Source organism: Lacticaseibacillus sharpeae JCM 1186 = DSM 20505, assembly GCF_001436225.1.
Taxonomy (GTDB): Bacteria; Bacillota; Bacilli; order Lactobacillales; family Lactobacillaceae; genus Lacticaseibacillus; species Lacticaseibacillus sharpeae.
Map to the genome: position 1 here is coordinate 1 of NZ_AYYO01000005.1, position 26,668 is coordinate 26,668.

Here is a 26,668-nt window from a genome sequence, read left to right on the forward strand (position 1 = left end):
CGCATTGATTTAGATGTTATTTTCAGAAGTGGCTAACTTGTACTTGAAATTTACCTACAATTTTTAAATATATAATTTTTCAAACCACTCCCCCACTTTTGTAAACGGAGTGGTTATTTTTGTAGGACGAACTTTCCGCAATTTATAGGAACTTACGCTGATTTCAAGTAAAAATTGATTTTACGGCCTCCATCAAATCGTGCAATGACACGCGTAATAATCATCACACAAGCACTTTCAATCTGGTATTTTCCATCAGCATTCTGTACTAACTGCTTACGCTGATGAAGAGCGATAGTCCTATCTAAATAGTAGAACAGTTTAGAGATAGAGTTTTGTTCTGATAACTTAGGCACAGATACACGAATAATCTGTAACGTAGGAAATTGTACCCGTTGACGCTCAATCAACGAACCAGTTGCAAAACGCTTATAGACATTTATCATTTGTGGTTTTTTTAGTAGCACCCGAAAAAAATCATGACCAGCATCTTGATTCAACTCCATTGTAATGTAGTATCCAGACACAGCTACATTGTACCCAAGAGTGTTTTGATCCAGTGCACCAAGCGTAATGTTCATTGGATTGTAAATATAGTCCAAGTTTTTAACAAGTTTAAATTTGTCATTTTTTTTAACGAGAAATGATCGATTATATCTTTCTGCTTTAGGCGTCAAACCTTTCTCAACAGTCAAACTCCAGAGTTCCAAGTTAGCTTTACTTGGGTTTACGTAGTTAATCGTTTGGCGAAAAAAGTTACCGAGCTTACGCTGTTCCCAAGCGTAAAAAGTCAAAACGCAAAAACGCCAGCCAACTCAGCCAGCGTTTCATAAATCATACGAACATTTTCTGCAATAATCCTTGTTTAATTTCTTTTAGTGCATCTAACTTACGCTGATGAAGAGCGATAGTTTTGTCCAAGAACCTCAAAACATTTGAAATTGACTTCTGTTCATCTACAGAAGGGTATTGAAACTTAAGAGTCCCAAAGTCAGAAAAGCTGATACTTCTGCCATCTCTTATTCCATAAGTTACGGTTACAAGCCTGTTTATGAAGGTTGGGCTCCTCAACACCTCCTTCCAGAATTCAGGTATTTGCTTAGATTCGTCAGACAATGACATTACGGTATATGCTGGTGAAGTAATACCCTCAACGGAAGAGTAAGCAAAACCACCCTGAAAAGATCTTAAATGAATTACGAATTGACCGGGTAGAACCAATTTGTATCCATTCAAGCTTTTTCGATCGTATTTGATATCAATACCAATTTTGTCCCGTGGTACCATTCCATCTTCTTGTGAAGCAGAGAGAACCTGTTTCTCGGGGTGTCCTTTAGAAGAGACATTTTTGAAAATCTCTGAGGACTTACGCTGTTCCCAAGCGTCAGTGAATCCAGCGAACCTAATTTCAGGTGTTTTTTCTCCATTTTTCGGAAACAGGCTCTGCAGATATCCTTTCTTCATTTTCTGCAATAAATCTAACTTACGCTGATGAAGAGCGATAACACTGTCCATTGAGTTCAACATTAATGATATTTTAGTCTGTTCAGCAATCACTGGAAGTGGCAAGTCATATTTTTGAACCTTCGATGCACTAATTCCAAACACCTTAAGTCCCTGACCTTGCTTACGCCCATATTTTCTAAACTCTGGAGATTTTATTTGATAGTACAGATAAAGTGAATCAAGTTCCGACGATGGTCTCAAAGCTATTGTGTGCAATCCAGAGACAATTTTATTGGAGCTGTTTGCTAATAAAACGGCCGGAGCTGCGATATCTTCGTAGTCCTCAGATGCATCTGCGAGAATCACATCACCTTTTGAAAGTAGTTCATAATTCCCGGGTTTTATGTCAGGTAATTTGGCATCATCTTTGATCATGTCCACCACTCTAGTATGAATGTCGCCATAGTGAACATATTTGTATCCACTCATATAATCAACCTGTACGTCTCGTGATAGTGGATATGATTTCACACGTTTTGTAAGGCCTGAGAGCTTACGCTGTTCCCAAGCGTGAGCAAATCCCTTAAACCGAATCAACGGCACCATACGCTTGTTTTCATTTTTCTCAGAACCCATTCTTGAACACCTCCATCATGGCATCCAGCTCGTGCTGTGCCTCATCCGTGGTGCCAACTAACTGCTTCATTTGCTCCAGCAGTTGACCGTTCAGGTCAGCAATTTCCTTGTCCACCTGCACAAGCTCCTTGGCGGTGGCAACCATGTCAACTGGCTCTTCTTCCTCGAATGTGTCCACATAACGTGGAATGTTCAGGTTGTACTCGTTCTCCTTAATCTCATCCAGCGTAGCGACGTGTGCATATTTGTCGACATCTTCACGCTTGGTGTAGGTATCAACAATCTTCGTGATATTGTCTTCAGTCAGAATATTCTGATTTTTGCTCTTGGTGAAATCATTGGATGCGTCAATGAACAGAATGTCGTTGGTGGTTTTGTTCTTCTTCAACACCAGAATCAGCGTTGGAATCGAGGTAGAGTAGAAAATATTCGCCGGCAGGCCGATTACAGCATCAATCAGGTTCTTATCGATCAACTGCTTGCGAATGTCGCCTTCCTTAGCACCACGGAACAGTACGCCGTGTGGAAGCACGATGCCCATCGTCCCGGTTGGTTTCAGATGATAGAGACCGTGAAGTAAAAATGCGTAATCTGCTTTGGTCTTTGGTGCAAGTGCCCCGAAATCGCGGAAACGAGGGTCGCTCAGACGACGCTCATCGTTTTCCCAGTGTGCAGAGTATGGCGGGTTCATAACAACCGCGTCAAACTGATATGGCTCCTCAGTTGGCCAGTCAGCATCAAGACTATCCCCATTGCGCACATTGATGTCTTCGAAGTTGACGCCGTGCAGCATCAGGTTCATCCGCGCCAAATTGTAGGTAGTTGTGTTGAGTTCCTGACCATGATAACTGATTGGCTTATCACCGGTAACTTGACTTGCCACCGTGAGCAGCAATGAACCGGACCCCATCGTTGGGTCGAATACGGTACGAACCTGGTCATCCCCGTCCTTATGCCCAATTGTCACAATCTTCGAAATGATTTCACTGACTGTCCGCGGGGTGTAGAATTCCCCGGCCTTCTTTCCGGCACTCATCGCGAACTAACTAATCAGGTATTCGTATGCATCCCCAAGTACGTCGCGCCCGTTATCAAAATCAATATCCTTGAGCGCCATAATCGTATCGTTCATTACCTGGCTTGGATTCTTACCCAAACGGTTGGAATCCAAGTCCACGTCATCAAACAGACCTTCAAAGTCTTCTTCAGATGAGCGACCCTTTACGGACTGCTCCAAGTTGAAGAACGCCTGCTTAAGGTCAGAAATCTGGAATTCATGATTTTGGATGCGCGTCACAATGCTATCAAAGAGATCATCAGGTTCGATCAGAAAGCCGAGACTGTCCAGCAGAGCGTCTTTAATCTCCTCGCGCTGTGTTGCCCAGTATTCCTGGTATACCTTGATTGCATCGCCGTCTTCACCAGTAGCTTCCAGCACGCCGTCTTCTATCTTGCCACTAAGGAAACGGTAAAAAATCAGGCCAAGCATGTAGTTCTTATATTCACTAGCATCCATCTTGCCGCGCAAAACATTGGCGGCATTCCAAAGCGCTTGCTCCAGGTTCTTGCTTTCGTTATTGTCCACTTTATTTGTCTCCTTCTACTCGGTACTGGGCCAAATCATCCGTGATGAACGACTGCCATTTCTTCTGCACCACTGACTTATAATTCAGCACATTCTTATATTTGTGGCCGTGAGATTCAGCGACTTCGCGCTTTGCGGTGCGCTTCAAGTCCTGTTCATGGCGGAACTCGCCTGTCTCCTCATACTCAGCGTTCACATTCTCCAACGGCTTAGATTCTAGTCCAAACTCATTAGCGAACTTCTTGATGGCAGCAAGCTTCTTCTGATATTGAAACTGTTGAAATTCGTTCTCTGGGTCAAAATCACCATCAACTTTGCTCGAATCAAAAGTCTTGATGAAATCAAGAATTTGATCTGCCGACTTCGGTTTGCCAGACCGGCGCAACTTTTCTGCAGCCGCAATGAAGTCTTTGTAAGCCGCCTCAATTTTTGACTGTGCTTCTTGGCTCTTGTCTTCTTGATTTTCCTTTACTGAACGTAGGTAGCTCGTCCCCAGTGATAGAACGTACTCGCGGTCAATCAACAATGTATTGATGACCACATCCTCGAAGTCAAACTTAAGCACCTTAGTGTCTCGGTCAGGACCAACTGGCGTAATACTATCCGCAATTGTCTGATAAGCACCCTGAAAGTATCCGTACTCCTCTTCTGTCATTCCATAGCTAGCTGCTTGAGCTGACCAGTCAAAATCAGAGTACGAACCCAAGTATTGCATCTTACGTGCTACCTCTCGGAACTTCTTGAGAAATTCAACTCTATTTTCGACTGTATCGTCCAATAATGCATTGGCCTCATCGGGAGTCGGCACATAAGCCTTCAGCGAGGTAACTTGATCCGCAAAGTCCTGCTGCATCTCTTTAAACTCTGGCCGGAACACCTTTTCAAACGTTCCTGAACCTGCGTACTTCTCAAATGCGTCCTTGGTGCGTACTTCCATCTCATCAGGATGACGGAACAAGACAATGTTCCCCTGGGGTTTGTTCTTATCAAATACGCGATTTGTGCGGGCATACGCCTGAATCAAGCCTTGATACTGCATCATCTTATCCATGTACAACGTATTCAGTCGAGGCGCATCGAACCCGGTCAGCAGCCGCGCAACAACAATTGTTAGGTCAATCGTCTGTTCCGGACTTAGATGCTTGTATGGCCCTTCAGTTCGCGCGGTCCGCTTAGCGACATCGTCAATGTAGACGTTAGCGTTATCGAGCGTGAACGTTGAATCTGACCCTGTGTATTGGACAGAGTAATCGTGCATTGCTTCAACTAGGCCATCACGTTGACTCTGATTGTCATCCCCGTTTTCATTCAGTGAGTACGTAACCGCGACGTGCAACGGGTGCAGGGCCGTTTTGTTCTTCTCCTTGAACAAGTGGTAGAACTCAATCGCCTGCTGAATGTCACTAACGGCAAATAGAGCGTTGAACTTACCGTGAACTGACTTTTTGTTCCAGTTCTTGTAAATCCAGTGCACCACCTTGTTGCGGTAGTTTTGGGCATTATCATTATTGCCAACATAAAGATCATCACTAAATTGTGATTCATCAACATCTTCACCATGTTGATCAGTTGCACTGGCCACATGCACGTATTCCGTATTGAATGGCAGAATCGCACCGTCACTCAGCGCATTACCAATATCATAACGATGCAACAATGGGCCAAACTGGCTCTCAGTTGTTTGGTCCTCAGCCGTTTTGTTAAAATCAAAAATTGGTGTCCCGGTGAAACCGTACCAGCTCTGCAATGGAAATGCTCGCTTAATCACCCTTTGCATTTCCCCGAACTGCGAACGGTGCGCTTCATCAACAATGAATACCATCCGCCGTGTCATTAAGCCGTCAAGGAATCCTTTCTTACCAGCTTCCTTAAGCTTATTGTTTCGTTCAACCGCAATCTTCATCTTGTTGATGGTGGTCACAATCACACCGTTATCGGCTGATTTAAGTCTGCTAATTAACTCGTCTGTATGTGCCGTCTCAAACACGGTATCGTCAGTATCGGACGAAAACTCAGAGAAGTTCTTCCCTGACTGTGCGTCCAGTTCTTTACGGTCAGAAAGGAAAATCACCTGATTCTGCGGATTACGTTGCAGAATTGTCGCCACTTTGTAGGCCGTAATTGTCTTCCCCGACCCAGTAGCATGCCACACAAATCCATCTTGATGGTTCTCAAAAGCCTTACGTACCGCACTAATCGCGTGGATTTGGTATGGGCGCAACACAACAAGATTGTCGCCCTTCGCCAGGGTGTAATTGCTAATGACGTTATGGGCCATCGGAATTTTGAGGAAACTCAACGTGAATTGACGCCAGTCGCGCACAGCGTGATTCTGCGGATCCAACCATTCGAAGAAGAACTTATTGTTGAATTGGTTTTCCGACTTTTGGTTAGCGAAGTATTTAACCTCGTTCTCCTTCATCGCCACAAAAATCTGCACCATTGAGTACAAGCCATCGTATTTGTGTTCTGACTTGTATTTATAAATCTGATTGGTCGCCATTTTCAAACTGACATCGACACGTTTCTCTTCGATTTGAATAAGTGGCATCCCATTGAATAACAGAGTTACGTCAAAGCGCCGGTTTGGACTATCCAGTTGGTCTTCCATCCCCGGACGAATGGCTTGCTTAATAACTTCATAGCGGTTCATACCACCCGCAGCAGCGTCACGCCAAAAAGCACGCAGACGCACCTTGCTAAAATTCCCCACGTGAATATCAGCATGCTCCCGTGTTAGTGGAATTTCCGCAACGTAGCCATTATTCAAGAAGCCGTTTGCCTCAACCGGGGTCATCCCCCCAATGAAACGCATGATGTCCGCCATTTCCCGGTCAGTTAGCTGTTCGCCATCAAGAGATTCCGGATTGTTCTGATTTAATATCTCGCGAAAATGGTTTTCCAGCATCTTCGGCGTCGCATTATCAAGCGCGCGATTGTGCGTCCACCCATTTTGCGTAAGTGTCTGAATTAACTCGTCTTCAAATTCTAGTTCAGCTTTTGCCTTATAGAGAACCATTAGTGCTCCTCCTACCGTCTACCGTGTTAAATGATTTAAGTATATTTGGTCACCTAATTGGCTCGGCCAACTTATTAGGACTGTCGTTGCGAGCAAGCGTAAGCCGTATCATGTTAATTATCACACATTTTGCAATAAAGCGCCGCCGAATAACTTCAAATTATCAATTATATGTGGGCAGCTACAAAACACAAAAAAATCAACGTGCCAGTTAGTACGTTGATTCATTAATTACGCTCTGACTCTTGCAGCCGTAAACCATCAGTTACTCCTCATCAGTCACATCAAAATACACCTTATCAAACAACCTCCCTCTATTTGCGGCCAAACACTATGCCTAAACTTCTGAATCAAATCAAACGTTTCCGTATAGCTTCTTGACTGAGCCTTAACATCAATTCGCACGCCGTGATCCTGCCGTACAAAATATCCGTTCATACCAAAAAAATCATCCAAACTACGAAACAACAACGCAAATTCTGGTGTATTCGTATTTACCGTGGTCATATTCACCTCAACCTCCCGGAAGATTTACCTGTGGCACCCATGAAATTTTACATTCCCTTCCCACACCATTTGCATTTTCCTTTCATTCCGTGTTAAACTAACCGCATATTTTAACTAGACGAGAAATAGTACGTCGGCCCACTAGCCCCCAAGAAAGCACTCGGTAGCTGCAAAGAGTGCGCGCTAGCCCGGCAGAATGAATCTCGTGGTCGGAAACGGGTGCAGGCGCCTTAAGCCTTCGAGTTGGCTCGCCACGTGCGAGCAATTTAGGTGGTACCGCGCATAGTCGTCCTAAGCAGAGAAAACTTCTCTGTTTAGGGCGATTTTTTGTTCGGCGAACCGGTAGCTGACCTGCCGGGAAGAACCACCGTCCGCGCCGATTTCCAGTTAAGATAAATTATTCAATATTGTGTGAGGACACAGATATGCAAAAGAAAAACTCCCTTTCCGTCAAGACCGTTGTTGCTATCGGGATTGGCACGGCCATTATTTTCATTCTCAAGCGGTGGGTTTCCATTCCTAGTGGGATCCCCAACACGAACATCGACACGTCATACGGGTTCCTGGGCTTCTTCAGCCTCCTATTCGGACCTGTTGCCGGCTTCGTGTCCGGCTTCCTCGGCCACGCGCTGACCGACTTCACGGCTTACGGTTCCCCTTGGTGGACGTGGGTCTTCACGACCGGGCTCGTCGGTGGTGTCATCGGCCTGTTCTGGAAGAAGCTCGATGTTGCTGCTGGTAACTTCGGTATTAAAAAGATTATCAGCTACAACGTGGTGCAAATCATCACGAATGTTGCCGGCTGGGCCCTCATCGCGCCAACGCTGGACATCCTGGTCTATGCTGAACCAGCCAACAAGGTGTACCTGCAGGGCATTGTCTCCGCGATTTCCAACGCCGTTTCGGCTGGTGTTATCGGGACGATTCTCCTGGTTGCGTACGCAGCGACACGGACGCAAAAAGGCAGCCTGAAGAAGGAATAAGTTTTATAATAGTACCAGCGAGTAAAGAGGGGCGCGTTTTGGCCCCTCTTTGCTACTTACATAGGAAAAATGCGAAAGGACCCCAACATGCCAGAGCCACTGATTCAGTTCGATAATGTCACTTTCCAATACGATAGCCAGGCCGAGCCCACGCTGCACAACATCAACCTCACGATTAATCGCGGCGAGAAGGTGCTGATTGTCGGCCCGTCCGGTTCGGGCAAGTCCACCATTGGCAACATGATTAACGGGCTCATCCCCCACGCCATCCCCGGGCAGATCACCGGCAAAGTGACGGTGGCCGGCCAGGTCGTCCAGGACGCGTCCATTTTCGACCTGTCGCTCAAAGTGGGCACGGTGCTCCAGGACCCCGATAGCCAGTTCGTCGGTCTCACCACCGCCGAAGACATCGCCTTTGCCATGGAAAATGACGCGGCGGACACGCAGACGATGCACACGCGCGTGCAGCAGGTTGCGGCCACCATGGGCATTACGGACCAACTCGAGCAGGCGCCCCAGAATTTGTCGGGCGGCCAGAAACAGCGCACCTCCATGGCGGGCGTGCTCGTCGACGACGGCGACATCCTGTTGTTCGATGAACCCCTCGCCGCCCTCGATCCCGCGACCGGCAAGGAATCCATTCGGCTGATTGACGAATTGCACCGGCAGCAGAACATGACGGTCGTCATCATCGAACACCGCCTAGAAGACGTGCTCACCCAGCCAGTTGACCGCGTGATTGTCGTCAGCGACGGCCGCATCATCGGCGACCTCACCCCCGACGCCCTCTTGCGCAGTGATTTACTCACCCAGATTGGGGTGCGCAGTCCGCTCTACCTGCAGGCATTAACGGCCGCTGGCATCAAGACGGATGAGATTACCGGCATCGAGTCAGTGGAGACCGTGGACGCACCCAACCTGGGTCAGCGCCTGACCACCTGGCTGAACGCCAGCAGCAAACCGGCTGGTGCCAAGCACGACCAGCCCCTTTTGACCATCAGTGACCTGGATTTTGCCTACGACAGCGCCACGCCGATTTTCAACCACCTGAACCTGACCATCAACCACGGCGACATGCTCGCGCTGGTCGGCCGCAACGGGGTGGGCAAAACGACGCTGAGTCAGCTGATTACTGGTTTCGTGCAGCAAAACGCCGGCACGATGCACTTCAACGGTACCGACCTGAACACCCTGTCCATCAAGGAACGCGCCGACCATATCGGCTACATCATGCAGGACCCCAACCAGATGATCTCGAAGAACCTGATTCGCGACGAGGTCGGCCTCGGCCTGGACCTGCGCGGCGTGGATACGGACGAACGCGACCAGCGCGTTGATGAGGCGCTGAAGATCTGCGGACTGTACGAATTTCGCAACTGGCCGGTCTCCGCGCTCAGTTTCGGCCAGAAGAAGCGGGTCACCATCGCCAGCATCCTCGTGCTCAACCCCGAAATGCTGATTCTGGACGAGCCGACTGCCGGCCAGGACTGGCGCCACTACACCCAGATGATGCATTTCCTGGAAAAACTGAACCACGAGCATGGCATCACCATCATGCTCATCACCCACGACATGCACCTGATGCTCGAATACGCCACGCGCACCGTCGTTCTCGGTGATGGCGGCGTGCTGCTGGATGAAAAACCAGCGAACGTGCTCAGTAACACCACCGTGATTGCCGCCGCAAGCCTGGCCAAAACCAGCCTGTACACGCTGGCGGACCGGTTTAACCTCGACCCAGAACTCTTCACCACGCGGGTGATTGCCGCAGAACGGGAGGCGCAGCATGAATAATTCAATCTTCGGCTTTGCCCCCGGCAACACGTGGCTGCACCGACTCGGCGGCGCGACGAAACTGCTCGCGTTCATCGGCCTGTCCATCATCGCGATGGCCAGCTACGATACCCGCTTCATCATCGCCATCATGGTCATGTCGCTCCTGCTATTCTGGCAAGCCAAAATCAAGTGGCGCCAGATAAGCCTGGTGGTTAAAATCATTCTCGTATTTTCACTGCTCAACTTGATTACCGTCTACATCTTTTCGCCCGAATATGGCGTGCAGCTGTACGGAACGCGGCACTTGATCATGGGCAGCGGCTACTTCACCCTCACGTGGGAGCAACTCTTCTACGAGCTCAACCTGGCGCTCAAGTACATCGTCACGGTGCCACTCGCCCTGCTGTTTTTGGTAACCACCAATCCGAGTGAATTCGCGGCCAGCTTGAACAAAATCGGGCTGTCATACAAAATCAGCTACTCGGTGGCGCTGTCGCTGCGGTACATCCCAGACGTGCAGAATACCTACCACCAGATCAGCATGAGCCAGCAGGCCCGCGGCTACGAACTGTCGCGCAAGGCCAACCCGATTGCGCGGCTCAAGGGCGCGGCGCAAATCCTGATGCCGCTGATTTTCAGCAGTCTTGACCGCATCGAGACCATCAGTCAGGCGATGGAACTGCGGCGGTTCGGCCGGCGCAAACAACGCTCCTGGTACATGGGGCGCAAATTCGCGCCTGCGGACTGGGCGGTGCTGGGCGTCACGATTGCCATCATCATCGTCGGCCTGCTCCTCTTTAAGGTCAACGGTGGCCGCTTCTTCAACCCATTTAATAGCTAAACAACAAAGGCGCCACTTCACGGCAGGTCGTGAAGTGACGCCTTTTCTATGCAATGAGGGTGGCAATGCGAATCCGGTAATGGTCTTCAATCGCCGTTCGCTGGGCACTTAACGCCTGCAAAACATCGTCATCGGCGTCCATTTGCCAGCGGCCGCCGCGCACCCAGTGGTAGGAATACTTACACATGAGCTCCAGCGTCTTCATGTCGGCACGTTCAGCGGCCATTGCATAACTCATTTCGCCGAGTTCCTGAACGCTCACCAGTCCGGCAACGCCGTATTGTTCGGTGAAGGTCGGACCCTCACCCGAATATTCGTCGTTCATGCGGCTGTGCGGATCATTGGTGACGCCCACGAGCATGCGGCCGTCACCGAGTTGCAGGACATACAGGAAATAGTCAGCAACCTTGCCTTCTGCGGGTACGGCAGCCAGCGGACACGTCCCAGCGTTTTGCAGTTGGGCCTCATCCGCGCGCCGGGTAGTAAAAACTGTGTGCTCCCACGCCATCTAGCTCGCCTCCGCTTCGTCAATCGGGTTACCTAACGCCAGGAAGTTCTGTTTGCGTGCGGCTGCCATCCGGTACAGCCGGCCCCGCTCGGATAGCTTCAGGGCGTAATTCTTTTGCGTGTCCTCGCGCTTAGCCGCCTCGGTTCCGGTCAGCCGCACCCGTACCGTGAGCGTGGCGTCCCGTGGCGCCGGCAGTTTGTAGTTGCTGAGAAAATGGCGCAGGCGGTGCTGCTTCCAGCCGCTCAGTTCCCAATTCAGCATTTTGCTGGCTGCCTGGGCGTATTGCGCCGAATACGTGCGATAATCCTGTGTTGCCGATTCATACGCCCGAATCAAAGCTGCTTCGTCGTCACCATGTAAAAATAAATAGCCGCCGTACCACAGATACGGGTCAAAATAATCAAACTCACTACTGGAAACGGCGGTCACTTTCACCGTGACTGGGGCAAAATCCTGCCGCAGCCGTTCAGCATACTGCGTGTTCAGCGCTGTGACCGGACTGTGGGGGCCGAGAATCCGCTCCGGACGACCTTGCCACCAGCCATATACGAGCATCCAGCCGGCCAGCAACAAAACCGTGACCGCGATTAGGGAACCGACAACTACCAACGTTAATTGAATCATGTCGCCACCTCCGTCAATCATCCAACTGTGTTCATGATGATTGTACGGCAGGTGCGCGTTTTGCCTAGGTTTAGGCCGCTGGTAACGGCCAATTACGCTAATTTATTCTAAAATGTGGGACGACCACTAATGCTTTCTGCTTAGCACCCGCTGCCGTGGCGCGAGGTGGCTGAGACTGAGCAGTAAAAACAAGCTGGCCCCCGCAAGTAAATACCAAAACATCCGGCCGACAAACAGCCGGTACAGGCAAAAGCCAAATGTTAATGCCAGCATCAGGCGCACAGTGTCGCCGAGAATCAAATTAAATATGCGCATATGCATGCCCCTCTCCGTTAATGTTATAAATTTTAGCGAAAGTGGCGGCGAAAATCCGGCTTTGCTGGCCGGATTATCGAACAAGCAAACATATTTACCCCCGCGTAAGTTTCTTAGGAAAAAGGCAAACAACGATTAATATAAAAATACGCGCACGCAACCGGACCGGTGGCCCAATTGCGTGCGCGTTGTTCAATATTCAGTTAGGCGAGGACTTCGTTGTACCGCAGTACCCGGGCCTGGAAGTTATCGTCGGCATCCAGGTGCATCTCGTTCAGGCTGACGTTGCGCACCGCGGTGAAGGCGTAGATGTCGATGTTCAGCGCCGCCGCGAACAGCGCGCGCGTCGTGAGCCCGTGGCAAACCACGAGCACGGAATCGTGGGGATGCTTATCCTTAAGCATGTCGATGAAGGACTGGGCCCGACTAATCAGCTGCGCGTAACTCTCGGCGCCAGGGGCAAACTGCGAGTATTTTTCATTAAAAATCCCGGAGTAGTCAAAAATCTCAGGGTGCTCGTCACGGAACGGGTTGGCCGATAAGCCGTCCCATTCACCGAAGTCCATTTCCTGGACGCGCGCATCGTACTCAATATCGGAGCGTTGATTGGTCAAGATGGACGCCGTCTGAATCGCACGGACCATCGGACTGGCGTAAACAGCATCGAAACGGTCCCAGTCATAGAGTCCGCGCACCTTGCGCGCATAATCTTCCCCGGCCTTGGAGAGACGCACGTCATTTGCCGCCCCTGAAATCAAATCTGCCCCGTTTGAAACGCTGATACTGTGCCGCACAACCATTAAGTCCATTTTTTACAACCCCATCAATTCTTGGTATTTACATCGCTGCATGAGCGTGGCGTGCAAAAATGTTGAATGCTGGCCACGAAAAGTGCAGTAAACGTATACAATCGATTTATATTGTAACAAATACCTCACAGAAGCGCAAAAACGCCTTGGTTCCTCCCCGTTGTGCTATGCTGAAAGCGTACCACCAAAAATCATTTAGGAGATGAACCCGATGGATTTAAAGGAAGAATATTGTCAGGATTTAACTAAGCTCACTGAATTAAGTGCGGGCCAGTCGCTGACCTCATTAGTGTTTGGGGTGCAGATGTTGTCCAAGTATGTGGCCCGTTTAAATGATGGGAATGCCGGAGCGGCGCCCGCGCCAAAGCCAGATAAGCCAGATGTGGCGGCTGTGAATGCGCCGCAAAGCACAGCACCAGCTGCACAAGCTGCACCGACAACCAGCACCGAACCCGCGGCCCCGGAAGCTGAGGCTGCAGAGCCAGCACCCGCAAAACCACGCACCGAAATCAAACCCAACGTGTCGCTGCGCACCGTGCACCACCCGCTCCCAACCGTCAAAGTCGGAGCCGCTGCGGCCCGCGCAACTGGGGGCGCAACCGAAGACAGCGCGCCAATTGTCGTTGAGCGGCGGTTGTCTGGCGCCAAGGCCGGCGCGTACTTCCTCAAGGAGCACCTGGTCCGGACCATGGGCCTGCAAAACGGCAACAAGGTGATTATCCCCGATGGTCGTTTCGCCGATATGCGGATTTTCGACCGCACCGCCGAACCAGATGGCATTGCCCGAATTAACAACGTGTTGCTGGAAGAAGAGGAAGATTTGTCCTACCCGTACGTCGCCTATGCCGACCGGAGCTACATCGGCAACCCGCTGGAGTACGAAGGTGAACCAATTCGCTTCGAATTCACCCAAAGCGACCTGGACTACGTGAAGACCCAGCTCGGCGACGTGGTTGATCTGGCCTGGTACATCAGTCGTGGCCCTAAGAGCGCCCGGATTTCTTGGGTGCACTACGAACTTAAACCCTTAGTACTCAAGAAGCCTGCCACACCAACACCAACGCCCGCGAAGGAAAAGAAGGTGGCAGAGGAAGACAAGCCGAAGCACCCCACGAACATCGAATTCGACCTCGATGGCAAACGGGTGCTCATCATCGGCTTCGAGGACAGCCTGAACGGTTTGCGCGGCATCATTGAGGCCCACAACGGTAAGTACCAGTGCTCAGAGGCCCTGCAGAGCAACAAGCTGCGGACCCGCGTTCAAGGCGCGGACCTGGTCATCCCCGTGATTTCCCAGGCCCACCACATCAACACGAACACAGCCCTGGCCCTGGCCAAGCTGCAGGGTAAGCCGTACGCGGTTGCTGATGGTTCCTCGCCATTGTCTTTGGAGCGCGCCATTTACCGCGCCCTGCACCACCTGCCCGCCTATGAGAGTCGCGGTGCGGACATTGAGTACCCACTAACGGAGGACGTGGAGATCAGCATTACAGAGGAATAACTAGCTAGCTAAGTGTCCAGACCCAAGTTGGTCTGGGCACTTTTTTCTTCCGATCCATGAAAAAAGATTGACCCCTAAATCGGGCCAATCTTCCTGATGGTTCTATTTCAATGCTGCCTTCTTCACCGCACGGAATAGTTAATCTTCCTTGCTGAAGAACGTGTCCGCCGCCGCGCCGATAATGGCGAGCTTCACGTGTGCGTAGGTCAACCCACCCTGCAGGTACAGCGTGTATGGCGCGCGCAGTGGTCCGTCAGCGGAGAACTCAATCGTTGCCCCCTGGACGAAGCTACCACCAGCCATGATGACTTCATCTTCATAACCCGCCATGCGTTCGGGAATTGGCGTCACGAAGGAATCGATTGGCGAGTTGTGCTGAATTGCCTTGGCGAAGTGCACCATGTCGTCAGGATTGCCGAAGTTGACCGTCTGAATCAAGTCGGTGCGTGGCGCATCCCATTTAGGCGAAACGTCCAGGCCGAGTTCTTCGAGCAGGGCGGCTTCGAAAATTGCCCCCTTGATGGCGTTCCCCGTCGTCTGGGGCGCGATGAAGAAACCTTGCCACATCGCATCGAGCGAACCGTATGTTGCCCCTTCAGCGCCACCTAAGCCAGGGACGGTGAACCGGTAGCTGACGCGTTCAACCAGGTCCTTGCGCCCGACAATGTAGCCGCCGGTCTTGGCCATACCGCCACCAGCATTCTTGAACAGACTGCCGGCCATGAGGTCTGCGCCAACGTCCAGGGGTTCGCGCGTCTCGGAGAACTCACCGTACGCGTTGTCCACGAAGATGTATGCGTTCGGCGCAACTTCTCGTACCGCCTTAATCATCTCGGCAATCTTGGCCACAGTGAAGGAATCGCGCGTTGCGTACCCGCGGGAACGCTGAATGGCCACAACGGTCGTCTTTTCCGTCACGCGCTTTTGGATGGCATCCAGGTCGGCTTCACCGTTTGGCAGCAGGTCAACCCAGTCGACCCCGATGCCGAATTCCTTCGGTGTCCCCACGCCGTCACCAGTAATCCCGAGGACTTCCTGCAGTGTGTCGTATGGCTTACCGGTGATGTAGACAATTTCATCCCCGGGGCGCACGAGGCCCAGCAGCGAAACCCCAATCGCGTGGGTCCCCGAAATCAGCTGGGGGCGCACCAGGGCGTCCTCCCCGCCGAGCACTTCGGCATACACGGCTTCGAGCTTGTCGCGGCCTTCGTCATAGTGGCCGTAACCGGTGGAACCAGTCAGGTCACTTTCAGCAACGTTGTGGTTCTGGAACGCATGGAGCACCTTGGCTTCATTCTCGACAATCTGGTCGTCCAGCTCCGCGAGCCGGGGGGCAATCTTCTTGTCCACGCGGTCAACGATTGCCAGCAACTTTGGATCTACAGTATCACGCCAACTCATTATTTCTCTTCTTCCTCCGTTTCTGGAGCGTCAATCAAGCCCTTGAACAGCCCGTAAACAAACTTGGTGGGTTCGAAGTCAGCGAGGTCATCAATGCCTTCGCCCAGGCCAACCAGCTTCACCGGCACGTGCAATTCGTTGCGCACAGCCAGCACGATGCCGCCCTTACCGGAGCCATCAAGCTTGGTCAGTACCAGCCCCGTCATTTCGGTGGTCTGGTTGAATTCCTTGGCCTGACTCAGAGCATTCTGCCCCGTCGTCCCGTCAACTACCAACAAAACTTCGGCTGGCTGGTCGGGGAGTTCGCGCTGAATAACGCGCTTAATCTTGGCCAGCTCGTTCATCAAGTTGACCTTGTTCTGCAGACGACCAGCCGTGTCCACGATGAGCACGTCCGTGTTTTCCTTCTTCGCCCGCACCACCGCGTCGTAAACCACTGCGGCGGGGTCGCCACCTTCAGGCCCGGCGACAACGGGCACGTCATCGCGCTCACCCCACACTTGGAGCTGCTGAATCGCCCCGGCACGGAAGGTATCGGCGGCTGCTAACAGCACTGACTTGCCTTCCTTGTGCAGCCGGTTGGCCAGCTTACCGATGGTCGTGGTCTTACCGGCACCGTTGACCCCGACGAACAGGAACACGGTTGGCCCCTCTTCCGCGAAGTGCAGGGAATTATCTTCGTCCTTACCCGATTCACCGTACAGATCAACCAGTTTCTGGACAATTACCCGCGCCACCGCGTTCGAGTCGTGGACGTTACGCAGCTTAACTTCATCGCGCAACTCATCCGTGATGCGGACCGCGGTTTCGAAGCCGACGTCGGCGCCAATCAAAGTTTCCTCGAGGTCATCGAAGAAATCCTCATCGACGGTCCGGAAGTTGGCGAAGAGTTTGTTGAGGCGGGCGCCGAAGCTATCCCGACTCTTCTCGAGGGCGGCATCATATTTTTCAGTCTCGGCATTTTCGTCCTTACCGCCAAATGCCTTCTTAATGCGGTCAAAAAATCCCATAATCATCCTCCAAAAAATAGCGCGTACTGAGTGTCAAAGTGTTACTTAGGCGTGCTTGCCGCTTTTTCCGTCACCGCTTCATCCAGCGAGACGGCAACCATCCGCGATACCCCAGACTCCTGCATGGTCACCCCATACAGGACGTCCGCAGCGACCATCGTCCCCCGTCTGTGGGTGATGACGATGAACTGCGTTGAGCTGGAATAGTGCTGCAGGAAGGCGCCGAACCGGTCGACGTTAGCTTCATCCAGACTCGCTTCCACTTCATCAAGAATGGAGAATGGCACGGGCCGGACGCGCAGAATCGCGAACAGCAACGTGATGGCGGTCAGCGCACGTTCCCCACCAGAGAGCAGTGAGAGCCGCACAAGCTTCTTCCCCGGCGGCGAGGCGATGATTTCAATCCCCGTCGTCAGCAGGTCATCCGGGTTGGTCAGCCGTAATTCCGCGTGCCCACCGCCGAACATCTGCGGGAAGATCTCCGTGAAGGCCTTCGACGTGGCGTCAAAGACTTCCTTAAACCGCGTCCGGACTTCATCATCCAACTCGGCCATGGTGCCCAGTAATTGGTCCTTAGCCGAGTTGAGGTCGTCTTGCTGCTTGGTGAGGAAGTCGTAACGTTCCTTGACCTCCTGGTACTCAGCGACCGCATGCGGGTTCACTGGGCCCAGCTCGTCAATGCCGCGCTTCAGCAACTTCAGGCGACTGCGCAGCTGCGGCTGATCGGGTTCAGGCTTAGGCACCTGCGTGAGGGCAGCTTCGTACGTGGTTTCGTAGTCATCGCGCAGGGTATCCAGCCGGTTGCCTAGGTTTTGCTTCAGCCGGCTCAGGGTGACCGCTTGCGTTTCGGATTCACTCATCGCCGTTTGCCGTTCACTGTACGCCGTGCTGGTTTGGGCCGAAATGCGGCTCAAACGCGTGCGCATACCGGCTTTTGCCTCCGTCAGCGTGGTTTGGGCCTGCTTCAGGTCCTTGATTTCACGGCGCAACTGCACAATCAGTTCTTTGCGGCCCGCACGGTCGGAAGCCGTCAGTTCCGCGGCCTTGTGAATCGCCGCAATGCGGTCGGTCAACTTGGTAATCTCAGCCGCAGCACGGGTTTCAGTTGCCTGCCACTGCTGCTGCTGACTAATCGCGGTCTGCTGGTCGTTCTTCGCCACGGCGAGGTCGGCTTGAACTTGGGCGCGCTGCTGCTGCCGGGAATCAGTCGCACTCTTGACGTCCGCCAGCTGGGCTTTCAGATTATCAGTTTGGCTTTGCAAATTGGCCAGCTTAGTTGCCAACTCCTCGGCCTTCGTCTGCAGACTCGCCTGCTTGTCGGCTAAATCAACCGTACCTGCGGGCATGCTCAGTTCCAGGTTTGCACGCTGACGGGCCAGCTGCTGCAGCTGATCCGTTAACAGACGCGCATCGCCCTGAACGTTTTGCAACGCAGTGTGCGCCTGATCACGTTTTTGCACGAGTTCGCTGAGCTTGCTTTGTGCCGTACTCAAGACAACGTTCAGCTCATCCAGGTTCTGTTCTTCAAGCGCGAGTTGTTCCCGCATCTTGGTGACCTGGGCCGCCAAACGCTGCACTTCTTGCGCCCGGGCCAGCGGACTAGCCTTGCTCTGCTGCCGCGAACCACCAGACATGGAGCCCCCGGCGTTCATAATGTCGCCGTCCAGGGTCACAATGCGATAACGGTGGCCAGTGACCCGCGCCACGCCAACAGCGTTATCGAGGTTATCAACCACAATCAGGCTGCCCAGCAGGTTACTCATGATGTTTTGCAGTTCCGGTTTGAAGCTGACTAAGTCCACGGCAATCCCGATGAAGCCACGTTCGCCGTTCAGCGTTTGGACGATACTACTTGGCAGGTTGCGCGGCCGAATCACCGACTGGGGCAGAAAATTGGCCCGGCCCGCGCGGCGCTGCTTCAGGTACGCAATCGCTGCCTTCGCCGCATTTTCATCCGTCGTCACAATCGACTGGAGGCTACCCCCAAGGGCCTGGTCCAGGGCCTCCTGGTACTGCCCCGGCACGGTCATGAGTTCGGCTACCGCGCCAATCACGCCGTGCAACTGAGCCTTGGCCTTCAGGACCGTCCGCACCCCACCATAAAAGCCTGCGTAATCCGTAGCCATTTCCGCCAGGGTCTTGTGCCGCTCTTCTGCGCGCACATACTGGCTGTGGTGATCGTTGTATGTCGCTGTTGCCTGCTGTAATTCCTTGCTGGCAGCCGCAACCTGACCATTTTGCTGAGAATACTGCTCCTGCAGGGCGTCATATTGCTCCTGGGCGGCAGTCAACTGGCCGTTTAGTGCGTTCTGGCGGCCAGTCAGGTCCGTTTTTTGGGCATCCAATTCGGCCAGTCGGTCTTGGGTCGCCTGCAGCTGACTGGAAGAAAGCTGCTGTTCTTTTTCCAGCCCCGCCAACTCGTTCCGGTTATCGGCCTGGGCCTGCAGCGTATTGATGTACTGACCCTGCAATTGATCCAGCTGTGCGTTAATGGTTTCGGGCGTTTCCGCCGCGTCCCCCAACGCACGCAACTTAGCCTGCAGCTCCTTGATGCGCCCGTCCAGGCCCTTGCGCTTGCCGGTGAGTGTCACCAACTGCGCTTTGGCTTCACTGACTTCCGCCTGCGCGCGTTCGACCTGCTCGTTCAGATCCGCGAGCGTGGTGTTGGCGTTTTGGGTCTTGGTGGTGGAAACATTTTCCGCCCCCGTCAGTGATTCCAGCTGGGTGGACTTGGCGAGCAAATCGTCATTGGCGTGGTTCAGCTTGTCTTCGGTTGCGACTTCCTCAGCCGTCAATTCGTCGGACTCCGCTTCCAGTTTCGCAATCAGGTCGTTCAGCTCGGTAATTTTTTGCTTAGTGGCCGCCGCCTGATTCTGGGTTTGCTCCTGCTGCTGGCCCATATCCCGAACTTCCAGCGCCAGCAATTGCTGGTGCAAAGTCCGGTATTCCTTGGTCTGCTGCTCATAGTCCTGGGCAATCGAAGCCTGTTCCGCGAGCGGGTCCATGCGTCCGGATAGTTCGTGGACGATGTCAAACACGCGGGCGAGGTTGTCGCTTGTCTCCTGCAACTGCGCCTGGGCCTTCGTTTTTTGCGTCTTGTACTTGAGCACTCCGGCCGCTTCTTCGAAAATGCCGCGGCGATCTTCGGGCTTGCTGTTGAAGATTGCTTCAACGCGGCCTTGGGAAATAAAGGCAAAGGATTCGCGGCCCAAACCGCTGTCCATGAACATTTCCACAACGTCGCGCAGCCGCACCGACCGTTTGTTAATCAGGAAGTCACTCTCACCACTACGAAACAGCCGCCGGGTCACGCTCACTTCTTCCGGTTGGTCCTTCAGGTAACCATCGGCGTTGTTAAAGGTCAACGTGACTTCCGCCCGGTTGAGGGGTGGCCGCTGGGCGGTCCCAGCAAAAATCACGTCCCCCATCCGTTCACCACGAAGACTCTTGGCACTCTGTTCACCCAGTGCCCAGCGAATGGCTTCCGTGATGTTACTCTTCCCACTACCATTCGGGCCGACAATCCCGGTCAGTCCGTGGTCGAATTCAATTGTAGTTTTATCCGCGAACGATTTGAAACCGTTCAGGGTCAATGCTTTCAGTTGCATCCGTTAACCTACCTAGCTAATTACACCTAAACCGACCAGGGCAGCCTTCGCCGCAGCCTGTTCGGCGCGCTTCTTACTCTTACCAGAGCCACTTCCCAGCAGCTTATCGTCCACGTACACGTCGATATTGAACTGCCGTGCGTTCCCGGGGCCCGTGATGCTGACCTCTTCGTAGTGGATGTCCGCGTTCCCGTCCTGCTGCAGATTCTCCTGCAAGGCGGTCTTGAAGTCACTGATGCCACGGAATTCGCCCGCATCGATGTGCGGGAAAATCACCTGCTGACAGAACTTGATGACGGCAGCGCGGCCCTGATCAAGGTACAGTGCGCCACAGAACGCTTCGAATAAGTCTTCCAGTAACGTGTTACGCTGGCGGGCACCAGCGGCCTCTTCCCCGTTACCAAGCTTAATGTATTTATCAAAATGCGCCTCACGTGAAAATGACGAAAAGCTCTTCGTCTGCACGATGGCTGCTCGCATACGGGTCAGTTCCCCTTCAGGCAAGTTCGGGAACTTCCGGTACAAGTAGTCGGACACAGTCAGCTCGAGGACAGCGTCACCCAAAAATTCCAGGCGTTCGTTGTCGCTGATCCCGAGCTCACGGTGTTCGTTGGCGTAACTGGAATGAGTGAACGCTTCGTCCAGGATTGATAAGTCCTTAAACTCAATCCCAAAGCGCGCGCGGAGTTCACTCACGAATTCTGCCACAACCATTCAATAACCTCCGAGTCGTCGGCGGGCACGAAATGCGCCACCGACATTTTATTTTGCGTTCGCATATGCATACTCACACATAGTACTTATTATACAGGTTTTTAGGGTGGAAAACGTAAATATCTGCCGATTATCGCTGACCGGCCAAAAGCCACAAAAAGGGCCAGACGACTTAATTCGTCTGGCCCCCAGTTATGCTTTAACCCTGGTGCGCTGCGATGTACGCAACGGCATCGCCCACGGTCTGAATCTTCTCGGCGTCTTCGTCCGGAATTTCGGCGTTGAACGTGTCCTCAAGTTCAAGGACAAATTCCACGATATCGATCGAGTCTGCGTCCAGGTCCTTCTTGAAGTTAAGCTCCCGGGTTACCTGGCCCTCTGCTAATTGAAAGTGATCCTGCAGAATCGCAGCAATCTTGTCGAAAATTTCTTGTTCGTTCACGATGATCCTCCTCATATTTTCCGAACTAATATAATAATGTTCTACCACATTTCGGCGCGCAACAAAAGTGAAATGCGACTGCCTGTCATCTTTGTTGCATCAAAACCTAATCTTGGGTGGGGGTCGGACTATCTACGCCGTGTTCCGCGAAGTAGTCAATTACCTTGCTGATAGTCTTGTTTTCGACCATCGCCTGGATTTGCAAAATTGTGTAGTAGACCGTGGTTGCATCCGCGGCACCGTGGGCTTTAACCACTGGCGCCTGCAAACCAAGCAGCACGGCCCCGCCATAACGGGAAGCATCGAACTTCTGCACAATGCCCTTGATGCTGCCCTTCAGCAGTAATCCACCAAGCTTACCCTTGATGCCGCCGTTCATGATGGCGGCCTTAATCTCATGCAGCAGGGTGTGCGACGTGCCTTCAATGGCCTTGAGGGCAGCGTTACCGGTGAAGCCGTCAGTGACGACCACGTCGGCCGCACCATCCAGCAAGCTGGAGGACTCCACGTTCCCAATGAAGTTGAGCCCCTGAGCGGCAGCCAAAATCTGGTGGGTCTGCTGGTGCAGATCATCGCCCTTGGTGGGTTCGGTCCCGTTGTTCAGCAGCGCCACGCGCGGGTTCTTGATGCCGCGTACGTCGCGGGCGTAGAAGTTGCCCATCACGGCGTATTGGTACAACTGGCTCGGCCGGTTGTCCGCGTTCGCACCGACATCCAGCATCACGAACCCAGAGTCAGAATTGACTGACGGCAACGTGGGCATGAGGCCGGGACGGTCAACGCCGCGAATCCGGCCGACAATGAACAGGCCCGCAGCCAGGAGTGCCCCGGTGCTGCCGGCAGAAAACATCGCGTCCGCTTCCCCATCCTTAACGGCGTGTGCAGCCAGCACCATCGATGCCTGCTTCTTGCGCCGCACAGCCTTGACGGGGTGCTCATCCATCTCAATCTTCTCGGTGGTGTGCACGATACTAATCCGCTCATCACTCTTCAGCAGCGGGCGAATCTGATTCTCATCACCATACAGCACAAATTCAATTGCCTGTTGCTCATCCCGGGCCCGCTCGACCCCTTCAACAATCGTTGCTGGGGCGTTATCGCCACCCATTGCGTCTACCGCAATCTTCATAGTGTCCTCCTGACTTACAGCCCAATTTGCACTCAGACTGCGCTCAAAATTCGTAATTCGTGTGCCTTAATTAAGTGTCCCGTTGATGGCAACTAGGTGCGCCAACTCCGCGCGTAATGGCTGATGTTCCGGCGCATTCAGTTCCGGATCGACCGTGAAGATTTCCCCGGCTGTCCGCTGTGCCGCGTCGAGCACGTTAAAGTCCGTCACGGGGTCACCCAAACGGAAATCAGGCATCCCCGATTGTTTGTTCCCGAAAATATCACCCTGACCGCGTAACTCCAGGTCCTTTTGCGCCACAACGAACCCATCGGTGGTCTCCGTCATGACTTCCATACGGCTAATCCCCTGCTCGGTGGAAGGATCGGCAACCAGGATACACCGGGCAGCCTTCTTGCCTCGGCCGACCCGGCCCCGCAGCTGGTGCAGCTGGGCAAGGCCGAACCGGTCGGCGTCCAGAATCAGCATCAGTGTCGCGTTCGGCACGTCGACCCCGACTTCGATCACCGTGGTGGAAACAAGCACCTTCGTCGTGTTTGCGGCAAAGTCGCGCATGATGGCCGCCTTTTCTTCCTGCTTCATCTGACCGTGCAGCAGGGCAACGGGAATCTGTGCGCCCAGCTGGTCCTGTAAATCGGCATAGACAGCCTCGGCATTTTGCAGGTCCATCTTCTCGGACTCGGCAATCAGCGGCGTAACGACGAAGCACTGACCGCCATCGGCCACCGCCGCGCGAATCGCGGTGAGCGCATGGCCCATCTGGTTCTTGTGCAGCCACTGTGTTTGCACCTGGTGCCGGCCGGCTGGTAGTTCGTCGATAGTCGACACGTCCATTTCCCCGTACGCGGTAATCGCGAGGGTTCGTGGAATTGGCGTGGCGGTCATCGCAAGCACATCGGGTTTGAGCCCCTTGTCCCGAAGTAAATCGCGCTGGCCAACGCCAAACCGGTGCTGTTCGTCGATAATGGCCAGACCAAGGGCGGAAAAGTCCACGTCCTTTTGAATCAGGGCGTGGGTCCCGATGATGATGTCGATGTCGCCACCACGCAGGTCAGCCAGGATGTTACGCCGGGCCGCGGGGGTGGCAGAGCTGGTGAGCAGCGCCACGCGCACCGGCAAGTCACGGAACAAATTGGACAGCTTGGCGTAATGCTGCTCGGCCAGCACTTCAGTCGGCACCATGAGGGCGCACTGGAAGTTGGCGGTCACCGCGGCATACATGCAAATCGCGGCCACGATGGTCTTCCCACTCCCGACGTCCCCTTGGAGCAGCCGGTTCATGTGCAGCGGGCGGCGCATATCCGCACAGATTTCGTTGACCACCCGTTTTTGCGCTTTAGTCAGTTCAAACGGCAGTTGCGCGATGAACTGGCGCACCCGCGCGTTATCAAAGGGGATGACCAGTCCGTTCACTGGTTCCGCAGAATGGTACTTAAGCGACTGCAGACGCGCCTCAAACAGGAAAAATTCCCGGAAAATGGCTGAACGCCGCGCCGCTGCGGCCTCTTGCGGCGTCTTGGGGAAGTGCATCCACTGCACCAGCGTCCGGTCCGACAACAGCTTGAAGCGCGTCCGCACATCTTCAGGCACCACGTCCGTGATTTCACCCGCATAACGGGCAAAGGCCTCTTTAATGAGGCCCACAAGAAATGCTTGATGTACTGATTTACTAAGCGGATAAATCGCCGCCATGGCCGGAGTATCGGCGTCTTGAGTGGCCAATACGCGCATCCCGGCAAGGCTGCTACGACTGGCATCCCACTTCCCGTAGACGGCTACTTCCTGGTCTTCGTGGAACTTGTCCTTCAGCCACGGCTGGTTGAAGAACGTCACCATGACGACCGCGCGTTGCACCCGCATACGGATGTTGACCCGGGTCTTACGCGGGCCAAACCGACTGACTACCGGCGGCGCAACCACCGTGCCCTTAATGGTGATTTTCTCACCATCAATCGCCGTTTCGAGGTCGCGCTCTTTCAGGTCGTCATAGCGAAAGGGAAAGTAAAACAGCAGGTCGGACACCGTGCTGATGCCCAGCGCCTGCAAGCCCTCTGCCCGTTTAGCACCAACTCCCGGAAGCTCAGTCACTGAATCTGTAAGTGACATGTTTGCACCTCCAGACTCATTGCGTTATTCGACGGAAACGAGGTATGGGTAAAGTGGCTGACCACCATCGTGGATTTCCACTTCAACATCCGGATACTTGGCTTCGATGTGTTCACTGAGCTTGTCCGCTTCGTCAGCAGAGCCATCGACCCCAATCATCAGCGTGACGATTTCGGAATCTTCGTCAATCATCGCGTCAATCATGTCGGTTGTGGCACTGAAGCGGTCACCCGTAGCCACCTTAATGTCGCCATCGATGATGCCAATCCAGTCGCCGTCGTGAATCTCGAGTCCACCGATTGTACTATTACGGATGGACTGGGTCACTTGGCCAGAAACAACGTTGGCCAGGGCCGCCGTCATGTCCGCCGCGTTATCCGCGAGGGAACGGTCTGGGTTGTAAGACAGCAGGCTCGTCATCCCCTGGTTAATCGTCCGGCTCTTCACGATGGCCACGTTGACGCCCGCTTCCTTAGCTGCTTCGTCAGCAGCCATGAAGATGTTGGAGTTGTTTGGCAGCACAATCACGTTCTTAGCGTGCGCCGCGTTAATCGCGTCCAGGATGTCGTTGGTACTTGGGTTCATGGTCTGACCACCACTGAGAACGTATGTGACGCCAAGGCTCTTGAAGAGTTCAGCAATCCCGTCCCCACTAGCAATGGCTACCACCCCGAATTCTTCGAGGGGCTTAGCAACTGCCTTTTCCTCTTCGGCACGTTCGATGATGCTTTCGTGCTGGAGGCGCATGTTGTCAATCTTGATCTTGTCGAGGCTCCCGAACTGCTGACCGTAACGGAAGACCGTCCCGGGGTGTTCGGTGTGGACGTGGACCTTAACCACTTCTTCGTCGGCAATAACCAGCAGTGAATCCCCGAAGTGACTCAGGTATTCGCGGAAGGCATCGTAGTCGAACGTCTTGGTGGCGCCATTCTTACCAAGACCGACCATCATTTCGGTACAGTAACCGAAGACGATGTCATCTGGGTTCAGCTGCGTCTGGGCACCCTGGTGGTGGTTAGCGTTAACGATTTCGTTCATTTCGGTTTCGTCAGGCACGAAGGATTCTTCGGTGTTTTCACCAGACAGGCCATCAAAGAAGCCTTCGTAGATGAAGACCAGACCCTGGCCACCAGAGTCGACCACGCCGACTTCCTTCAAGACAGGCAGTAAATCCGGTGTCTTGGCCAAAGCCTTCTTGGCCGCCTTCACGGTTGCCTTCAGTACTTCAACCGCGTCATCGGTGCTGGTTGCCTGCTTCTTGGCTGCCTTAGCCGCTTCCCGGGCCACGGTGAGAATCGTCCCTTCAACGGGCTTCATCACGGCACTGTACGCCGTTTCGACCCCACCGACAAAGGCGTCGGCCAGGTCCTGAGCCGTCAGGACTTCCTTCTTCTCCACGTTCTTGGCGAACCCGCGGAAGAGCTGGGAGCTGATGACGCCTGAGTTACCCCGGGCACCCATCAGCAGCCCCTTACCGAGCTTCTGGGCCAGCTGACCGACGTGTTGTGCATCACTTTCGAGTACCGCACGCGCACCACTTTGGAACGTTAAATTCATGTTCGTCCCAGTATCACCATCGGGAACCGGGAAAACATTCAGTGAGTTGACAAACTCGGCATTCTTGTTGATGCGGTGCGCCGCTGTCCGGATCATGTTCTGGAATTCAACAGCGGTAATTTCCGTAACTTTCAAAAAAATTGACCTCCTA

The 26,668-nt window shown here is 53.3% G+C and carries 19 protein-coding genes and 1 pseudogene; 4 read left to right on the forward strand and 16 right to left on the reverse strand.

The genetic code is table 11. The annotated features are described in order from the left end of the window. Positions 1 to 152: 152 nt before the first annotated feature. The 4 genes and pseudogenes from FC18_RS01170 to FC18_RS01185 form a co-directional block, all read right to left on the reverse strand. Positions 153 to 695 carry a restriction endonuclease subunit S gene (locus tag FC18_RS01170; protein ID WP_156660849.1) on the reverse strand — a complete coding sequence of 181 codons (543 nt, stop codon included), beginning with the start codon at positions 693 to 695 and terminating at the stop codon, positions 153 to 155. Between the two features lie 139 nt (positions 696 to 834). Next, the gene (locus tag FC18_RS01175) at positions 835 to 2,082 is read right to left on the reverse strand and encodes a restriction endonuclease subunit S (RefSeq protein ID WP_054677444.1); all 1,248 of its coding nucleotides are present in this window, start codon (positions 2,080 to 2,082) and stop codon (positions 835 to 837) included. Next, positions 2,072 to 3,598 (reverse strand): annotated as a pseudogene (locus FC18_RS01180) (type I restriction-modification system subunit M). The gene FC18_RS01175 and the pseudogene FC18_RS01180 overlap by 11 nt, the downstream one beginning before the upstream one ends. Positions 3,599 to 3,668: 70 nt before the next feature. Continuing rightward, complete coding sequence (locus FC18_RS01185) at positions 3,669 to 6,686, reverse strand: type I restriction endonuclease subunit R (protein WP_054677446.1); 3,018 nt, start codon at positions 6,684 to 6,686, stop codon at positions 3,669 to 3,671. Between the two features lie 932 nt (positions 6,687 to 7,618). Between FC18_RS01185 and FC18_RS01195 the strand changes: the two genes are divergently transcribed. The 3 genes from FC18_RS01195 (at position 7,619) to FC18_RS01205 (ending at position 10,793) form a co-directional block, all read left to right on the forward strand. Then, positions 7,619 to 8,176 carry an ECF-type riboflavin transporter substrate-binding protein gene (locus tag FC18_RS01195; RefSeq protein ID WP_054677450.1) on the forward strand — a complete coding sequence of 186 codons (558 nt, stop codon included), beginning with the start codon at positions 7,619 to 7,621 and terminating at the stop codon, positions 8,174 to 8,176. A gap of 87 nt (positions 8,177 to 8,263) precedes the next feature. Further along, positions 8,264 to 9,970 carry an ABC transporter ATP-binding protein gene (locus FC18_RS01200; RefSeq protein WP_054677452.1) on the forward strand — a complete coding sequence of 569 codons (1,707 nt, stop codon included), beginning with the start codon at positions 8,264 to 8,266 and terminating at the stop codon, positions 9,968 to 9,970. Next, positions 9,963 to 10,793, forward strand: a complete 831-nt coding sequence (locus tag FC18_RS01205; RefSeq protein ID WP_054677454.1) for an energy-coupling factor transporter transmembrane component T family protein — start codon at positions 9,963 to 9,965, stop codon at positions 10,791 to 10,793. The genes FC18_RS01200 and FC18_RS01205 overlap by 8 nt, the downstream gene beginning before the upstream one ends. Before the next feature lie 46 nt (positions 10,794 to 10,839). Here the strand turns inward: FC18_RS01205 and FC18_RS01210 are convergent, their stop codons facing one another. The 4 genes from FC18_RS01210 to FC18_RS01225 all read right to left on the reverse strand — a co-directional run bounded on the left by FC18_RS01210 (position 10,840) and on the right by FC18_RS01225 (position 13,049). Then, the gene (locus FC18_RS01210) at positions 10,840 to 11,301 is read right to left on the reverse strand and encodes a hypothetical protein (RefSeq protein ID WP_054677456.1); all 462 of its coding nucleotides are present in this window, start codon (positions 11,299 to 11,301) and stop codon (positions 10,840 to 10,842) included. Continuing rightward, a complete protein-coding gene (locus FC18_RS01215; RefSeq protein ID WP_054677458.1) occupies positions 11,302 to 11,925 on the reverse strand; it encodes a hypothetical protein in 624 nt (207 codons plus the stop codon). A gap of 126 nt (positions 11,926 to 12,051) precedes the next feature. Then, positions 12,052 to 12,240, reverse strand: coding sequence for a hypothetical protein (locus tag FC18_RS01220; RefSeq protein WP_054677460.1), 189 nt, complete (start codon positions 12,238 to 12,240; stop codon positions 12,052 to 12,054). Between the two features lie 203 nt (positions 12,241 to 12,443). After that, positions 12,444 to 13,049, reverse strand: a complete 606-nt coding sequence (locus FC18_RS01225; RefSeq protein ID WP_054677462.1) for a histidine phosphatase family protein — start codon at positions 13,047 to 13,049, stop codon at positions 12,444 to 12,446. 211 nt (positions 13,050 to 13,260) lie between these two features. On the opposite strand from FC18_RS01225, the gene FC18_RS01230 reads away from it, so the two are divergent. Then, positions 13,261 to 14,550, forward strand: coding sequence for a DUF2325 domain-containing protein (locus FC18_RS01230; RefSeq protein WP_056975331.1), 1,290 nt, complete (start codon positions 13,261 to 13,263; stop codon positions 14,548 to 14,550). 138 nt (positions 14,551 to 14,688) lie between these two features. Here FC18_RS01230 and FC18_RS01235 read toward each other — a convergent pair whose 3' ends face one another. The 8 genes from FC18_RS01235 to FC18_RS01270 form a co-directional block, all read right to left on the reverse strand. Next, positions 14,689 to 15,951: a methionine gamma-lyase family protein gene (locus tag FC18_RS01235; protein ID WP_056975332.1), complete on the reverse strand. Its 1,263-nt coding sequence runs from the start codon at positions 15,949 to 15,951 to the stop codon at positions 14,689 to 14,691. Continuing rightward, positions 15,951 to 16,961 (reverse strand): signal recognition particle-docking protein FtsY, encoded by a 1,011-nt coding sequence (gene ftsY / locus FC18_RS01240; protein WP_054677468.1) that lies wholly within the window; start codon positions 16,959 to 16,961, stop codon positions 15,951 to 15,953. Before ftsY ends, FC18_RS01235 begins: the two co-directional genes overlap by 1 nt. A 41-nt stretch (positions 16,962 to 17,002) precedes the next feature. Then, positions 17,003 to 20,569 carry a chromosome segregation protein SMC gene (gene smc, locus FC18_RS01245; protein WP_054677470.1) on the reverse strand — a complete coding sequence of 1,189 codons (3,567 nt, stop codon included), beginning with the start codon at positions 20,567 to 20,569 and terminating at the stop codon, positions 17,003 to 17,005. A gap of 12 nt (positions 20,570 to 20,581) precedes the next feature. Beyond that, positions 20,582 to 21,283, reverse strand: a complete 702-nt coding sequence (rnc, locus tag FC18_RS01250) for a ribonuclease III (RefSeq protein WP_054677472.1) — start codon at positions 21,281 to 21,283, stop codon at positions 20,582 to 20,584. Between the two features lie 199 nt (positions 21,284 to 21,482). After that, on the reverse strand, positions 21,483 to 21,725 hold the full coding sequence (gene acpP, locus FC18_RS01255) for an acyl carrier protein (protein ID WP_054677474.1): 243 nt from the start codon (positions 21,723 to 21,725) through the stop codon (positions 21,483 to 21,485). Between the two features lie 106 nt (positions 21,726 to 21,831). Next, a complete protein-coding gene (gene plsX, locus FC18_RS01260) occupies positions 21,832 to 22,854 on the reverse strand; it encodes a phosphate acyltransferase PlsX (protein ID WP_054677476.1) in 1,023 nt (340 codons plus the stop codon). Positions 22,855 to 22,920: 66 nt separating this feature from the next. Then, positions 22,921 to 24,960 carry an ATP-dependent DNA helicase RecG gene (recG, locus tag FC18_RS01265; RefSeq protein ID WP_054677478.1) on the reverse strand — a complete coding sequence of 680 codons (2,040 nt, stop codon included), beginning with the start codon at positions 24,958 to 24,960 and terminating at the stop codon, positions 22,921 to 22,923. A 24-nt stretch (positions 24,961 to 24,984) separates the two neighbouring features. After that, the gene (locus FC18_RS01270) at positions 24,985 to 26,652 is read right to left on the reverse strand and encodes a DAK2 domain-containing protein (RefSeq protein WP_056975333.1); all 1,668 of its coding nucleotides are present in this window, start codon (positions 26,650 to 26,652) and stop codon (positions 24,985 to 24,987) included. Positions 26,653 to 26,668: the final 16 nt, after the last annotated feature.